The organism is Brucella gallinifaecis (assembly GCF_006476605.1).
In the GTDB taxonomy this organism is placed as follows: domain Bacteria; phylum Pseudomonadota; class Alphaproteobacteria; order Rhizobiales; family Rhizobiaceae; genus Brucella; species Brucella gallinifaecis.
In genome coordinates, this window is sequence record NZ_ML636804.1 from 142,052 (window position 1) to 154,085 (window position 12,034).

Below are 12,034 nucleotides of genomic sequence, written 5' to 3' on the forward strand. Positions count from 1 at the left end.
CCGGCAATTGTGAAACGCTCTGAGGAGAAACAATGAGCACATATCTACCCAAAGATGTGCATGATGCGCTCGAACGTTTCATCAATGAGACGCATCCGGGTATTAACCAGACCGAGGCTATTATTCTCATCCTGAAAAAAGCCCTGATGCATCAGGGCTATCTTGCAGCTCAGGGAGAACATGCTACACCGCCTGAAGATTTGAACGCCACGAATGATGCTTGACGATGAATAAGATACCACTTGATGGAGCGGGCAATAGGACGGCACTCGGACGTCGTCTTTTGCTGCTGACGATTCTGGCGATTTTACTGATATGCGCACTCATATGGATGAGTATTTATCTGTTTGATTCAACAGGCAGTCTCGGATTTGATGATTTTGGAATTTTTGCAAGCGAATACAATGCGATAGATACTCTGCTGCCACGTATTTTGTGAGTCGTCAGCTGATTTTGTTACGCGTTGAAACATTGATTTTGATGCATTTAAAGTTCAGGGCTTTCGCTTTGCGCATCGGGCGTGGTACATCAATGTCATCGATTGAAAGAATATTGCCTGAACCGGGCTGTTTTGCGCCTGACAAGCCAAGAGGATATTATGGCATTCGAGGATATCAAGGCAGAGATTGCTCTGTTGTTTGAGCAGATGGTGAACCAGCCGCAGGACGTTCATGAGATTCGTGAAAGCGTTCGCGAGAAGCTCAATACTCTGAAAGCGACCGGTATGCCTCTGCCGGAAGATCTGGTTGAACTCGAAAAACGCATTGAACAAGATTTCGATTCATAGGATCGGTTGATCATGCATTTTCAGGCTTTCTCACGACCGTTCATAGTTTCGTTTACCAAGAGTGTTTTGCTGTTTGGCTGCGTTTTTGCATTGAGTGCATGCAACACGACAAATGATGGAAAGCCTGCCGGAACAGCAATGGTTGCCCCAGCTGAAAATGCTGATGCCTTGGGTGCTGACGTTGGTACTGATGCCAATGCTCTTGCGACGCAACAAAATATAGCCTCGCTTGAAAATCCGGTTCTTCCATCTGTTGTGCCAATTCCGGGTGTTCGTGGACAGTCTGAGCCGATGCTGGCTTTCGCCGGTGCGCAGGCTGCGGCTTCACCTGCATCGCTTGCCACCAATATGGCTTTTGAAACGCCGGATCATGCACCGGAAGGTCTCGATGATCTCATCAGCAAATATTCGGTAGCCTATGATGTGCCGGAGCGTCTGGTGCGCCGCGTCGTGCATCGTGAAAGCCGCTTTAATCCCGCTGCCCGTAATGGACCTTACTGGGGGCTGATGCAGATCAGCCATCCCACGGCCCGTGGCATGGGATATCAGGGGAGCGCCAAAGGCCTTCTCGATGCGGAAACCAACCTCAAATATGCGGTCCGCTATCTGTCTGGTGCCTATAAGGTTGCAGATGGTGATGAAAGTCAGGCCGTCCGTTACTATGCCCGTGGCTATTATTATGATGCCAAGCGCAAGGGACTTTTACGCGAAACCGGGCTTGATGGAAGCTGGAGGCGTAAGGCTCCCTCAGTCAAATCGGCAGCCGCTTTGCCTGAAACTTCTGCTGCCCCGCTTTCAGATGGCGCACTTGCTGCACAATAATATTGGGCCGGAATATTGGGCCACTCGTCTGTCATTTTGATGCTGCAATGCAATGTCATCATATGTTTCATGTGTGAATATGGAAAAGCATGATGGATTTAAAGCTGCCTTATCCGATCAAATGGAAATATGATCGTGCCGAACTCTGGGCTGATGGTATTATCCATGTGCTTGGGGTAACAATGGCACTTGTCGGCGCCATTGCCATGCTTTTCTATTTTCTTCCCAATATGCCTGTTGCCACCTCAATTTCGTCAGGGGTCTATCTTGCCAGCCTTGTGGCTGCATTGGGGGTATCGGCTGTTTATAATATCTGGCCAGTATCGCAGACCAAATGGTTTTTACGCCGTTTTGATCACTCGGCAATTTATCTCCTGATCGCCGGTACTTACACGCCTTTCGCCATGCATATGGGAGAACGGGCATTGCCGTTGCTTCTGTTTGTCTGGAGCGTCGCATTTGTCGGTATTATGCTCAAACTTTTCATGCCGGGGCGTTTTGATCGGCTGTCAATCCTGCTTTATCTGGCGCTGGGCTGGAGTGGCGTCATGGTCTATGACACAATGGTGCAATCACTGCCGCCAGCCGTTTTCTGGCTTATTGCCGCTGGTGGCATGGTTTATTCTCTGGGCGTGATCTTCCATGTCTGGGAGCGTCTGCGGTTTCAGAATGTGATCTGGCACGGCTTTGTCGTCGTTGGAGCGGCATTGCATTATTGTGCCGTATTTTTTGTCGGCGCATTTTCCTGAATATCCCTGACACACACCGGACATCCTGTTATTACATCTGCTTGTCTTTGAAAGGCACGCTTGCCAGTTGAGCGAGATGACCACCAAGATCGGTGCCCGCACCTGCTGCATTAACAGTGTCAAAATAACCATGCCAGCCGGTAGCCGTAATTCCGGCAAGCAGCATGTCGAGAGCTGCCTCATCCGGGAAACGCCAGATGGCAAAGAAGCTTTGTTGCGGTGCATGGGGCTTGGTTGCATCAATGGGTCCCAGGGCCAAAGCCTCAATGCCAAGCTCTGCCAGGCCGCCCATGCCTGCACCTACTTTTTCAAAGAAAGCTTGCCTGCCTTTCATATCAAGCTCCAGCCAGCTTGCCTTGGGTGAGTAAAGTTCTGCGAGGTAATAGCTCATGTTATATCCTTAGGGTCAGGACTCATTAATTTGATGAGAATGGCATCTGAAATGACAAGATCTACAAGAAGAGATGTGAGGACCGGGGTGTTTCCCCCGGTTGAGCGGATCGACGCAGCAGATCGCCCAAATCGCATACTAGTCATTTCGATGTCCGAAGGATGTGGTCCATCCGCCCGGCCTACTTCGTCGTAAAGTCTCGCAAATGAATGACATTTCCATCGCCTTTTCTTATCAAATCCGCCCGGATGGCCTCACACCATTCCCGTCAAATTAATGGGTCCTGACCCTAGGGTTTCGCTGATTTTGAAGGAACGGCCCGCATCGGTGCGGCTCCAGATGCGGCGCAATAATGTGCTCAGCAATTGCTGCTCGCCAGTTGAAAGATCGCTTATCAGGCCCGCGATCCAGGCGGTATGCTGATCAAAAAGTTTTTGCGCCAGACGCGCACCTTCAGGCGTAAGCCTGACAGTGAGCTTGCGGCGATCTTGTGTATCTGCATGGCGCTTGAGAAAACCGTCACGCTCCAATCCGTCGAGCAGACCGGTAATAGTGGCGCGCGTCACACCGGCGCGTTCCGACAATTCGTGCGGTGAAAGGCCATCAGGTGCATTTTGCAACAAGAATAGCAGCACAAATTTTCCTTCAGAAAGTTTGTAGGGCGCAAGCCTGTTCGCGCAATCGCGGTCAATGGCGGCGGCCAGCGACAGGATTTCAAAGCACGCTTTCAACTCGCCCGTGGAAGGGCTGTTGCGGCGTTCCAGCTCGCTCAGAAGGGCGTGATGTTTTTGCTCTATAACTTTCATATGGCGACATATAATATGGTGCCATATGAAATGCAACAGGTTTGAATCAAAAGCTGTAATGGACGGCCTTGATTGAATGAAATATACGATATATATACATTTCGTATATTAAATGGTGGAATAATGGGTATCGTAAAAATCAGTGACGAACTACATGAAGAATTGCGCAAGGCAAGCGATGTCATGTGTCGTTCGATCAATGCGCAGGCTGAATACTGGATGAAGATCGGTATGCTGGCACAGGCTAATCCTGAATTGACATTTAACGAGATTGTCCAGATGCAGTTGCGTGCCGCCCATGTCGAAATTCCTGTTTTGCCAGTGCACTCCTCATGACCAAGACCCAGGCTGAAGTGGAGAAAATGGCCGCTTCGGGCGCATTGCTGGCGTCCGTATTTACACTTCTGGATCGCACACCGCTTGCCGGAATGAGCACGATGCAGGTCAATGATCTGGTTGAGGATTATATCACGCGCGAGTTAAAGGCACGGCCTGCAAGCAAGGGGCAATATGATTTTCCCTATGTGCTCAATGCTTCAAGCAATGAAGTTGTCTGTCATGGGATGCCGTCGGAGAGTGAAATCATCACCAATGGTGAGATTATCAATTTTGATATCACGCTTGAGAAGGACGGTTTTATCGCTGATTCAAGCAAGACCTATCTGATTGGCGATGTTGCTCCTTTTGCTTCACGTCTGGTGCGTGTGACTTATGAAGCTTTGTGGAAGGGGATTGCCGCTGTGCGCCCCGGTGCTACTTTGGGCGATATTGGCTATGCGATCGAGCGTCATGCGAAGCGTCATGATTACAGCGTGGTGCGCGAATATTGCGGTCATGGCATTGGCCGTGAAATGCATGAAGAGCCGCAGGTTTTGCATTTCGGCAAGCCGGGAACAGGTGAGCGTTTGCGTGAAGGCATGGTGTTCACCATCGAGCCGATGCTTAATCAGGGTACAGCCAAAGTAAAGACCGAAAAAGACGGTTGGAGCGTGGTGACACGCGATGGAAAATTGTCTGCGCAGTTTGAGCATACCGTGGCTGTCACATCCAATGGCGTGCGTGTCCTGACCTTGCGCCCCGGCGAAGAAAAGATGCTTGCTGGCATCAGGCACGGGTGAAAATAAGATAAAAAGCCTCCGGCAATACCGGAGGCTTTTATTATATTATGCTTCAAATAAAACGCGCTCTAACGGCGGTCGCGAGCAGCCAAAGTACGCAGACGAAGCGCATTGAGCTTGATGAAGCCTGCTGCGTCCTTCTGGTCATAGGCGCCCTGATCGTCTTCAAATGTCACGAGCTTGTCTGAATAAAGCGACTTGTCCGAGGAGCGACCGGTTACAATCACATTGCCCTTATAGAGCTTGAGCGTGACTTCACCCTCGACATGACGCTGGCTGAGATCGATCGCAGCCTGCAACATTTCGCGTTCCGGCGAGAACCAGAAACCGTAATAGATGAGTTCCGCATAGCGTGGCATCAGCTCATCTTTGAGATGTGCAGCACCCCGGTCGAGCGTGATCGATTCAATTGCACGATGTGCAGCAAGCAAAATCGTGCCGCCCGGTGTTTCATAAACGCCGCGCGATTTCATGCCGACGAAGCGGTTTTCAACCAGATCAAGGCGGCCAATACCATTGTCGCGACCATAATCATTAAGCTTTGCAAGCAATGTCGCAGGCGACAGGCGTTCGCCATTGATCGAAACAGCGTCACCCTTTTCAAAGCCAATCTTGATAATGGTTGGCTTGTCTGGTGCGGTTTCCGGCGAAATCGTGCGCATATGCACATATTCAGGCGCTTCAATTGCCGGATCTTCCAGAACCTTGCCTTCTGATGAGGAGTGAAGCAGGTTTGCGTCAACCGAGAATGGCGCTTCTCCCATCTTGTCCTTTGCAACCGGAATCTGGTGCTGCTCAGCAAATTCGAGCAGATGCGTGCGGCTCTTGAACGACCAGTCGCGCCATGGAGCGATAATCTTGATGTCCGGGTTCAGCGCATATGCGGCCAGCTCAAAGCGTACCTGATCATTGCCCTTGCCGGTTGCCCCGTGTGCAATAGCGTCAGCGCCGGTTTTCCTGGCAATATCAATCAGGTGCTTGGAAATCAGCGGACGGGCAATCGACGTGCCGAGCAGATAGACGCCTTCATAGACGGCATTGGCGCGGAACATCGGGAAAACGAAATCGCGCACGAATTCTTCACGAACATCCTCAATGAAGATTTCTTTGATGCCCAGCATTTCCGCTTTCCTGCGTGCTGGTTCAAGTTCTTCACCCTGACCGAGATCGGCAGTAAAGGTCACGACTTCCGCATTAAGCTCAGTCTGCAACCATTTCAGGATGATAGAGGTGTCGAGGCCACCCGAATAGGCGAGAACGACTTTTTTGACGTCTTTCAGCTTGCTCATAATTCACTTCCGTCTGATGCAATGTAGACTTGTTGCAAGTCTTTTATCAGTTGCCAAGCCTCGTGCAAGCCGGATGGTTATCTCTTATGAAAAAGCCGCAAAAAATCCTATGGCGCAGGGCATAAATTCGCGTTAGCTTGCCGCGAATTTATGGAGTCTCGTTTCATGTCCTTTCTGTCAAATCTGACTTTCATTCCTGAATGGACGATCTTTGTCCAGTTCATGATCGCGACCGCCATTTTGTCCATTACGCCCGGCCCGGATATGACGCTTTTTGTCGGTCGTGCTTTATCGGAAGGCAAGGGGGCCGGTTTTGCTTGTCTGGCGGGTGCCAGCACCGGTATTATCATTCATACCAGCATGGTGGCGCTGGGCCTCTCTGCGTTGATCCTTGCGTCTCCCGCAGCTTTTACAGCATTGAAGGTGGTGGGGGCGGCCTATCTTGTCTGGCTCGCGGTGCAGGCAATTCGCAAAGGTTCGGCATTCTCGCCGGAAAAGAGTGGTGGCAAAAAGCATACATTGTTTCAGAACTGGGCGACGGGCCTTGGCATCAACCTGCTTAACCCGAAGGTTATTCTGTTCAACATGACCTTTCTGCCGCAATTTGTGTCTGCACATGATCCCCATGCTATGGGGAAACTGTTTTTCCTTGGCCTGTCATTCATTCCGCTGGCGCTGATTTTCACCATTCCGATGGTGGTTGCTGCTGACAAATTTGCCGGTCTTCTGAAGAAAAACCCGACAGTGACGCGGATTGTGGATTGGCTTTTTGCAGGTATTTTTTCAGCTTTCGCACTGAAGATCATCACTGCACAGGCAAAATAAAACCACGCAGCCGGGCGTGTTAGAGCGTCGATCTGATTCAATCAGATCGGATCCGCTCTAAAAAGCGTCCGGCATTGCGACCGGCAATCAGCCAGTAGACAAAGCTGCCAACGATACAGGAACATATGACAACGAGGCAGCGAAAAAGATCCGATGCGAATGGCAGTTCCCTGGATGCGCCATAGGCGATGAAGGCAATGCCCGTCACGCTGCCGCAAATCATGTAGAAGATTACGTCTTTTTTGGCAGCGATCTCGCTCAGGCAAACGATGAGCAGCATTGGATATATGGCAAGCTGAGCCACTATGATGGCCGTAATGGGTGTCGCAAATAATATGATGAAAAACGTGAATATCTTTGGAGCTTCAGGATTTAGTGGCTCCATTGCGCTCAGATCGGATGCGAAATTGAGCGCAATGAAGAAAGCTGTCCCGACCCATAGGGCAATGCATGCCCCGATCAGGATACGAAACGCACCAAACACATAATCCCATATATCCATTATTCGGCCCCGTGGCCGGCAATCATCATGGCTTCAAGTGCCAGGCGTTCGCTCTTGCGCATGCGCTCCGATTCCGATTTCAACTGACCGCAGGCAGCCAGAATATCGCGACCGCGCGGTGTGCGGATCGGTGAAGCGTAACCGGCTGCATTCACATAATCGGCAAAGCGCTCGATATGCTCCCAGTCCGAGCACTGGTAGTTCGTGCCGGGCCACGGGTTGAAGGGGATCAGATTGATCTTGGCCGGAATGCCTTTCAACAGCTTAACCAGAAGCTTGGCATCTTCCATGCTGTCATTGATGTCTTTGAGCATGACATATTCAAATGTAATGCGCTTGGCATTTGAAAGACCCGGATATTCGCGGCAAGCTTTGAGCAATTGTTCAAGCGGATATTTCTTGTTGATCGGCACCAGAAGATCACGCAATTCATCGCGCACCGCATGCAGCGAGATTGCCAGCATGACGCCGATTTCTTCGCCGGTGCGGTAGATTTCAGGTACGACGCCGGAAGTCGACAGGGTGATGCGGCGCTTGGAAAGCGCTAATCCGTCACCATCAGAGGCAATCAGCAGAGCCTTTTTCACTTCTTCAAAATTATAAAGCGGCTCGCCCATCCCCATCATGACGATATTTGTGACTTTGCGGCCCTCAGCAGGGACAATAGCCCCGTCTGGCGTGTTGGTATCCGGGAAGTCCCCAAGACGATCACGCGCCGTCAGAAGCTGCGCCAGAATTTCTTCCGATGTCAGATTGCGCACCAGCTTCTGCGTTCCTGTATGGCAGAACGAGCAGGTGAGCGTGCAGCCAACCTGTGAAGAAATGCACAGCGTGCCGCGGCCTTCTTCAGGAATATAGACGCATTCGATTTCAACAGGACGTCCGGCCCCGCGTGGCGGAAAGCGGAACAGCCATTTGCGTGTGCCATCCTGAGAAATCTGCTCTTCAACCACTTCCGGGCGTGCAATGGTGAAATGCTGGGCTAGAAGCGCTCGCAGATCCTTGGAAATATTGCGCATATCGGCAAAGTCAGAAACGCCGCGCACGTAAAGCCAGTGCCAGAGCTGCGCAATGCGCATCTTGACCTGTTTTGGCGCTACGCCGATTTTGACCAGCTCCTCAGCCATTTCCTCCCGCGACATGCCGATGAGCGACGGCCTCTGCTCCATATTTGCACGCATATGGCGGGCAAGCTGGTCGCGTGTATCATCAATGGTCAGGTCGAACGAAATGGACATATGTTTTCAACTGTTGGGGCGCCGCATGAAGCGTGCCGGTAATTCTGTCGATACATGTAATTCTGTCGATACATGGATATATGGGGGCCTTCATTTGAAATGCGACCCTTGTTAAGCGCGCTCATAGCACACAATATTTGATCCGTCATCCTGCTGTGTTTCGTGGCAGATATGCATGAGCCGCGATGCAGGATCAAAAAAGAAAAGCCGGAGCATCGCCCCGGCTTGAGAATTCACTTGGAACCGACTGGCTTATTTGCATTTCTGAATGGCTGCGAGTGCTGCCGAAATGCCCTTGAGCGAATAAGTATAGCTGGTCTTGGTGCCGCGTTTGGATTGTGCCTGCACCTTCATGTCTGAGCCAGCACGCATGGCTGCGACCAGCTGTGGTTCTTCAGCGGCATTTTCCATCCAGCCGGATTTACCATTGACGAACATGTTGAAGCTGCGATTGCCAATGGTAACAACCACCTTGGCATTCGCATTGGTGTTCAGCTCATAACCTGCCATAAATTGCGGTTCAAAGGTGATATTCTGTCCCGGCTTCTGGCTCACGATAAAGAAGTTGTCGCCATGATCGACATTGGCGGGGGCTTTTTGTGTCGGAACAGACAGGACATAGCAAACCTTGCCATTACCTGACTGGTAGCTATATGCGCCCCAGGCGTCGAACTGCTTAATCTGGGTCGGTGTCTGTGCGAGTGCAGAACCCGCCATTGCAATTGTAAACACCGAAGCCGCGACGATCGATTTTCCAAGCATGGTCTTTTACCGGTTCTCTTTCGTTTGCTTCAAAGTCGAATATCGGGATGTCGTCGTTCAACACGCCGCCCCGTTTGATGACCCTTAATGTGCCTTAATCTGGGTTACCAAACGGTGAAGTTTTGAAAGAAAACTTGAACGAGCAGGTAAAACCCCACGATCCCGTTGTTAGGGTCAGGATCCTAACTTCATCCAAAAGAAAGCGGCAAGAGTTTGTCCTGCTGGTCTGAGGCAGGATCATAGGCTTGTTAAGTGATAATAAATCTGTGAACGCTCAGGCGGCTTCGCCCTCATTGCGTAACGCATCACGTGCCGCAATTCTGTGTGCGGGCGTTATATGCGCGCGCACGGCAGTAAGTGCTGCCATCAGCACTGCAAAATCGTCGGTAAAGCCAATGCCCACCAGCATGTCTGGAACAAAGTCAAAAGGCAGAACGAAATAGGCCAAAGCTGCCATCAGCGTCATGCGAACGCGCATCGGTGTTTTTTCATCGAGCGCACAATAATACGCTGCCACAATTTCATCCATGAACGGAACCATGCGACCGGCACGGCGTGCAGTCTTCCAGAAACCCTGTTTCACCCGCTCGCTGCGTTTTTGATAATCGCGTTCGTTTCCGGGTTCAAGGATATCATCAATCTTGGTGCGATCCATAATCAATCAAACTCCAGTCAGCCAGATGAAGGGCTGTGACGACAATAAGATGGGGGTGTTTTCAGCAATTTTCAAGCTGTCTGACCCTGGCATGGTTCTGCTAGCCTGTTGCGTATCATCACATTCTGCCTATGTTGCAGTTCATCTCATAACTTGTCATCGCTGCGAGAGTTCCGTGATCCAATCAGCCCCAACCAGTATTCTGTTTGTCTGTGCAGGCAATATTTGTCGCTCTCCACTTGCTGAAGGTGTGATGGGACAGGTTCTGGCTGAACGGCGCATTGATCATGTGCTGATCGATTCAGCAGGCACCAATGGCTATCATACCGGCGAAGAGCCAGATGAACGCTCAATTCGCGTTGCAGCACGCTACGGCCTTGATATTTCTTCACAGGCTTGCCGCCAGCTCATTGCCAGTGACTTTACCCGTTTTGATCTGATTCTGGGGATGGACCGCTATAATATGCGGATGATCAGCCAGCGTAAGCCTGCCAACGCAACTGCCCGGATCGGATTGTTCACCGAGATTGCTCAAGGCACAGCCGTTGAAATCCCCGATCCCTATTATGGCAAGATCGGGGATTTTGAACAGGTTTACCGGATGGTTCTGGCTTCCGCAAAAGCGCTGGCCGACCAGTTCTGGCGTGATTGAGGCATCAAAGGCCAGGCTTCTTCGACAATATAGGGGCCGCCGCCGACAGAATCGCGTGATGACATCAGCACGAAACGGCCTACCTTGAACGGCATTGTCGAGAAGTTGCCGCGCGATGAGAGGTATTGCACGACATCTTCGATGCGTGGATTTCTCAACCGCGCCAAAGTCACATGGGGGGTGAATTTGCGCGGATCGGCGGGAATGCGAAGGCGCTGGCAGATGCGTTCGATTTCTGCCTGCAAAGCGTTGAGTTCAGGCGAGGGAGATACGCCTGCATAGATGCTGTGCGGTTTCTTGGAACCGAAAGCATCAACACCGGACAGATTGAGCATGAATTCAGGACGCCTTATGCGATCAAGCGCATTGGCTACCTCGTCGGCCACATGGCCTTCCACATCTCCGATAAAACGCAAGGTTATGTGGTAGTTTTCGACATCAATCCAGCGTGCACCGGGAAGTCCGCCTCGTAATAACGAGAGCGAAAGCGCGGCATCACGCGGGATTTCGAGGGCAGTAAAGAGACGCGGCATAAAGCATCCTCCTCGAACCGTTCTGCGCCAGAGCGTCATGTGGTAAACCACGGGAGGACGCTCTGCGTTAGAGTGCCTGTGCATCGATCATCAGAAAAACGAATCTCTTTTCATCAGCGATGCAGCTCATAGCGAATCATTCTTCTTGGCCATGGGCAAGCTGTTTATGCCTTTCGATTGTGTCAGCCGCCTGATGTCCCCGTCTTTTGTTGCGTTTTCAGGGTTTTCTCGATTGTTGGCATGAAATTGCTCACTATCATTTCCACACCCTTTTCATTGGGATGCATGCCGTCTTCAAGCAAAAGCTCTTTTTGTGCTGCAACACCATCGAGAAAAAACGGATAAAGCGCTACACCATATTTCTGGGCAAGCTTTGGATAGATCGGGTTGAACCTGTCGGCATAATCCTTGCCCATATTGGGCGGGGCTATCATTCCGGCAAGAATGACAGATATGCCGCGTGTTTTTAGTCGCGAGAGCATTTCATCGAGGTTCTTCTCGGTAATATCTGGTGAAATACCGCGCAGCGCGTCATTGGCTCCGAGTTCCAGAATAACCAGATCAGTACCATCGGGGATCGACCAGTCGATGCGTGCAAGCCCGCCGGTGGTGGTGTCGCCCGACACGCCGGCATTCTCAATGCTGACATCATAGTCCTTGTTATCAAGCGCTTTTTCAAGCTGCTGCGGGAAGGCGGCATGGGAAGGCAGAAGATAGCCCGCCATCAGGCTGTCGCCAAAGCCAACAATCTTTACCTGCGCAAGCTGCTCGGTTGGCAATGCATCTTCAAGCCCCGTTGGCTCTTCCTGTGCACGTGCAGATGTCACAATAAAAGACGCAGCTACGGCAAAAATCGATAACCAAACCGTGATCGAGTGTTTGAAACGCATTTTAAGCAACCCATA

General features: G+C 51.1%; 18 protein-coding genes. 9 read left to right on the forward strand and 9 right to left on the reverse strand.

The genetic code is table 11. From position 1 onward, the window contains the following. Window positions 1–32 precede the first annotated feature (32 nt). The 5 genes from FHY56_RS09030 (at window position 33) to trhA (ending at window position 2,358) form a co-directional block, all read left to right on the forward strand. The gene (locus FHY56_RS09030; protein WP_140904837.1) at window positions 33–224 is read left to right on the forward strand and encodes a hypothetical protein; all 192 of its coding nucleotides are present in this window, start codon (window positions 33–35) and stop codon (window positions 222–224) included. A 2-nt stretch (window positions 225–226) separates the two neighbouring features. Continuing rightward, entirely contained in the window at window positions 227–439 is a 213-nt protein-coding gene (locus FHY56_RS09035; RefSeq protein ID WP_140904838.1) for a hypothetical protein, read from the forward strand. 159 nt (window positions 440–598) lie between these two features. Further along, window positions 599–787, forward strand: coding sequence for a hypothetical protein (locus tag FHY56_RS09040; protein WP_140904839.1), 189 nt, complete (start codon window positions 599–601; stop codon window positions 785–787). A gap of 12 nt (window positions 788–799) precedes the next feature. Then, a complete protein-coding gene (locus FHY56_RS09045; RefSeq protein ID WP_140904840.1) occupies window positions 800–1,609 on the forward strand; it encodes a lytic transglycosylase domain-containing protein in 810 nt (269 codons plus the stop codon). A gap of 92 nt (window positions 1,610–1,701) precedes the next feature. After that, window positions 1,702–2,358 carry a PAQR family membrane homeostasis protein TrhA gene (trhA, locus tag FHY56_RS09050; RefSeq protein ID WP_140905027.1) on the forward strand — a complete coding sequence of 219 codons (657 nt, stop codon included), beginning with the start codon at window positions 1,702–1,704 and terminating at the stop codon, window positions 2,356–2,358. 31 nt (window positions 2,359–2,389) lie between these two features. On the opposite strand, the gene FHY56_RS09055 is transcribed toward trhA, so the two are convergent. Both FHY56_RS09055 and FHY56_RS09060 read right to left on the reverse strand, forming a co-directional pair. After that, window positions 2,390–2,749 carry a DUF6616 family protein gene (locus tag FHY56_RS09055; RefSeq protein ID WP_140904841.1) on the reverse strand — a complete coding sequence of 120 codons (360 nt, stop codon included), beginning with the start codon at window positions 2,747–2,749 and terminating at the stop codon, window positions 2,390–2,392. A 254-nt stretch (window positions 2,750–3,003) separates the two neighbouring features. Further along, a complete protein-coding gene (locus FHY56_RS09060; RefSeq protein WP_140904842.1) occupies window positions 3,004–3,555 on the reverse strand; it encodes a MarR family winged helix-turn-helix transcriptional regulator in 552 nt (183 codons plus the stop codon). 123 nt (window positions 3,556–3,678) lie between these two features. Between FHY56_RS09060 and FHY56_RS09065 the strand changes: the two genes are divergently transcribed. Together FHY56_RS09065 and map are read left to right on the forward strand one after the other, a co-directional pair. Further along, on the forward strand, window positions 3,679–3,891 hold the full coding sequence (locus FHY56_RS09065; protein ID WP_140904843.1) for a ParD-like family protein: 213 nt from the start codon (window positions 3,679–3,681) through the stop codon (window positions 3,889–3,891). Continuing rightward, a complete protein-coding gene (gene map / locus FHY56_RS09070; RefSeq protein WP_140904844.1) occupies window positions 3,888–4,673 on the forward strand; it encodes a type I methionyl aminopeptidase in 786 nt (261 codons plus the stop codon). The genes FHY56_RS09065 and map overlap by 4 nt, the downstream gene beginning before the upstream one ends. 68 nt (window positions 4,674–4,741) lie before the next feature. On the opposite strand, the gene FHY56_RS09075 is transcribed toward map, so the two are convergent. Beyond that, window positions 4,742–5,962 carry an argininosuccinate synthase gene (locus FHY56_RS09075; RefSeq protein ID WP_140904845.1) on the reverse strand — a complete coding sequence of 407 codons (1,221 nt, stop codon included), beginning with the start codon at window positions 5,960–5,962 and terminating at the stop codon, window positions 4,742–4,744. Window positions 5,963–6,127: 165 nt separating this feature from the next. Here FHY56_RS09075 and FHY56_RS09080 point away from each other — a divergent pair, with 165 nt between their 5' ends. Beyond that, a complete protein-coding gene (locus FHY56_RS09080; protein ID WP_140904846.1) occupies window positions 6,128–6,787 on the forward strand; it encodes a LysE family translocator in 660 nt (219 codons plus the stop codon). A gap of 37 nt (window positions 6,788–6,824) precedes the next feature. On the opposite strand, the gene FHY56_RS09085 is transcribed toward FHY56_RS09080, so the two are convergent. The 4 genes from FHY56_RS09085 to FHY56_RS09100 all read right to left on the reverse strand — a co-directional run bounded on the left by FHY56_RS09085 (window position 6,825) and on the right by FHY56_RS09100 (window position 9,944). Then, window positions 6,825–7,289 carry a hypothetical protein gene (locus tag FHY56_RS09085; protein ID WP_140904847.1) on the reverse strand — a complete coding sequence of 155 codons (465 nt, stop codon included), beginning with the start codon at window positions 7,287–7,289 and terminating at the stop codon, window positions 6,825–6,827. After that, the gene (rlmN, locus tag FHY56_RS09090; protein ID WP_140904848.1) at window positions 7,289–8,527 is read right to left on the reverse strand and encodes a dual-specificity RNA methyltransferase RlmN; all 1,239 of its coding nucleotides are present in this window, start codon (window positions 8,525–8,527) and stop codon (window positions 7,289–7,291) included. The genes FHY56_RS09085 and rlmN overlap by 1 nt, the downstream gene beginning before the upstream one ends. 252 nt (window positions 8,528–8,779) lie before the next feature. Then, complete coding sequence (locus FHY56_RS09095; RefSeq protein ID WP_140904849.1) at window positions 8,780–9,289, reverse strand: invasion associated locus B family protein; 510 nt, start codon at window positions 9,287–9,289, stop codon at window positions 8,780–8,782. A gap of 274 nt (window positions 9,290–9,563) precedes the next feature. Further along, window positions 9,564–9,944, reverse strand: coding sequence for a YkvA family protein (locus FHY56_RS09100; RefSeq protein ID WP_140904850.1), 381 nt, complete (start codon window positions 9,942–9,944; stop codon window positions 9,564–9,566). 175 nt (window positions 9,945–10,119) lie between these two features. Here FHY56_RS09100 and FHY56_RS09105 point away from each other — a divergent pair, with 175 nt between their 5' ends. After that, window positions 10,120–10,596 (forward strand): low molecular weight protein-tyrosine-phosphatase, encoded by a 477-nt coding sequence (locus FHY56_RS09105; RefSeq protein WP_235889459.1) that lies wholly within the window; start codon window positions 10,120–10,122, stop codon window positions 10,594–10,596. Here FHY56_RS09105 and thpR read toward each other — a convergent pair. Together thpR and FHY56_RS09115 are read right to left on the reverse strand one after the other, a co-directional pair. Next, on the reverse strand, window positions 10,539–11,129 hold the full coding sequence (gene thpR / locus FHY56_RS09110; RefSeq protein ID WP_140904851.1) for an RNA 2',3'-cyclic phosphodiesterase: 591 nt from the start codon (window positions 11,127–11,129) through the stop codon (window positions 10,539–10,541). The two genes, FHY56_RS09105 and thpR, sit on opposite strands and share 58 nt — an antisense overlap. A gap of 182 nt (window positions 11,130–11,311) precedes the next feature. Beyond that, entirely contained in the window at window positions 11,312–12,019 is a 708-nt protein-coding gene (locus FHY56_RS09115; protein ID WP_140904852.1) for an arylesterase, read from the reverse strand. Between the last annotated feature and the right edge of the window lie 15 nt (window positions 12,020–12,034).

Coding starts and splice junctions, on each gene's coding strand:
- FHY56_RS09030 (WP_140904837.1), top strand. CDS start 33: ATGAGCACATATCTACCCAAAGATGTGCATGATGCGCTCGAACGTTTC.
- FHY56_RS09035 (WP_140904838.1), top strand. CDS start 227: ATGAATAAGATACCACTTGATGGAGCGGGCAATAGGACGGCACTCGGA.
- FHY56_RS09040 (WP_140904839.1), top strand. CDS start 599: ATGGCATTCGAGGATATCAAGGCAGAGATTGCTCTGTTGTTTGAGCAG.
- FHY56_RS09045 (WP_140904840.1), top strand. CDS start 800: ATGCATTTTCAGGCTTTCTCACGACCGTTCATAGTTTCGTTTACCAAG.
- trhA (WP_140905027.1), top strand. CDS start 1,702: ATGGATTTAAAGCTGCCTTATCCGATCAAATGGAAATATGATCGTGCC.
- FHY56_RS09055 (WP_140904841.1), bottom strand. CDS start 2,749: ATGAGCTATTACCTCGCAGAACTTTACTCACCCAAGGCAAGCTGGCTG.
- FHY56_RS09060 (WP_140904842.1), bottom strand. CDS start 3,555: ATGAAAGTTATAGAGCAAAAACATCACGCCCTTCTGAGCGAGCTGGAA.
- FHY56_RS09065 (WP_140904843.1), top strand. CDS start 3,679: ATGGGTATCGTAAAAATCAGTGACGAACTACATGAAGAATTGCGCAAG.
- map (WP_140904844.1), top strand. CDS start 3,888: ATGACCAAGACCCAGGCTGAAGTGGAGAAAATGGCCGCTTCGGGCGCA.
- FHY56_RS09075 (WP_140904845.1), bottom strand. CDS start 5,962: ATGAGCAAGCTGAAAGACGTCAAAAAAGTCGTTCTCGCCTATTCGGGT.
- FHY56_RS09080 (WP_140904846.1), top strand. CDS start 6,128: ATGTCCTTTCTGTCAAATCTGACTTTCATTCCTGAATGGACGATCTTT.
- FHY56_RS09085 (WP_140904847.1), bottom strand. CDS start 7,289: ATGGATATATGGGATTATGTGTTTGGTGCGTTTCGTATCCTGATCGGG.
- rlmN (WP_140904848.1), bottom strand. CDS start 8,527: ATGTCCATTTCGTTCGACCTGACCATTGATGATACACGCGACCAGCTT.
- FHY56_RS09095 (WP_140904849.1), bottom strand. CDS start 9,289: ATGCTTGGAAAATCGATCGTCGCGGCTTCGGTGTTTACAATTGCAATG.
- FHY56_RS09100 (WP_140904850.1), bottom strand. CDS start 9,944: ATGGATCGCACCAAGATTGATGATATCCTTGAACCCGGAAACGAACGC.
- thpR (WP_140904851.1), bottom strand. CDS start 11,129: ATGCCGCGTCTCTTTACTGCCCTCGAAATCCCGCGTGATGCCGCGCTT.
- FHY56_RS09115 (WP_140904852.1), bottom strand. CDS start 12,019: ATGCGTTTCAAACACTCGATCACGGTTTGGTTATCGATTTTTGCCGTA.